Here is a 1,066-nt window from a genome sequence, read left to right as displayed (position 1 = left end):
CCCATGATTCAGCTACCACAGGCAGACGATCATAGTGAACAGCGAGTCTGCGCGCCCGATCATTCCAGGCATGTGTTCGCTCAACTACCCAACGCTTAGGTTGTGGTAAAAAGCCATGACTGTCGGTGGTTACGGTGAACAGATCAGGTTGTTCCGGGCGCACCCAGCGCCCCACGTTTTTGTTGGCCGGATGCCTCACGACTTGAACGCGAACACTATGGCGCTGTGAGACGATCTGTGAGCATTGCCCCGCATAGGCACTGTCTACAAACAGGGTATTGAGACTGGGGTACTTGGACATTCCTGCTGCTACAAGCGGATATGCGCCGTCACGGTCTTGGACGTTTGCTGCCGTAACGACGACGGCCAAAAGTAGTCCGAGCGTATCGACCAACAGGTGACGTTTGCGTCCTTTTACTTTTTTGCCGACATCCAGCCCTGTTGCTCCTCCCTGAGCTGATCCTCGGGTCGACTGCGAATCCAATACCGCGGCAGTAGGGTCTGCTGAGCGCGCCTCTCGCTCACGCCACTGCCGACGCAAGCGATCATGCATCTGTTCAAACTTACCTTGCTCGCTCCAGCGCCTGAAGGTGCGATAGACGTTCTGCCAACGAGGAAAATGGCTTGGCAACATCCGCCACGGGCAACCGCTACGCACTACATAGCAACAAGCGTCCACCAAGGTGCGTCGACTCACTTTTGGAGGAAATCCACGACCACCTTGGTTCTCGAAAATATCCTGCACCAATTTCCACTCAGCATGGCTCAAGCTGCTTGGATAAATCTGTTCAGGCTCCTGGTGGCGATGTGTGTCTGTGTAGCCATATCGAGCTAAAGCAGGAGGTGCCATCTCGATAGTTACCGCTTGGTAGCTAGGAACGAGCTTGATGCCTTGACGATTAAGCGCCGCATAAAGAGCATTTTTGCTGATCTTTTTTTGCGTGATGCGCGCAAACTCCGTACGGATCTCAAGCGCGGTGGCAGTTGGATTTTCCTGGACGATTTTCGCCAGGGTCTTCTCGTCTTCCTCCGTGTAGATCTTGGGTCGCCCAGCCTTTGCCATCGT

General features: G+C 54.3%; 1 protein-coding gene. It reads right to left on the bottom strand.

Going from position 1 to position 1,066, the window contains the following annotated elements; translation table 11 throughout:
• On the bottom strand, positions 1–1,063 hold a 1,063-nt coding region (locus tag DBP26_RS26805), incomplete at its 3' end, for an IS5 family transposase (RefSeq protein ID WP_112235861.1).
• Positions 1,064–1,066: the final 3 nt, after the last annotated feature.

Source organism: Pseudomonas sp. RIT409, from assembly GCF_003052515.2.
GTDB lineage: Bacteria > Pseudomonadota > Gammaproteobacteria > Pseudomonadales > Pseudomonadaceae > Aquipseudomonas.
The sequence above is the reverse complement of the archived record's forward strand: the minus strand, read 5'-3'. Positions and strand labels throughout refer to the sequence as shown.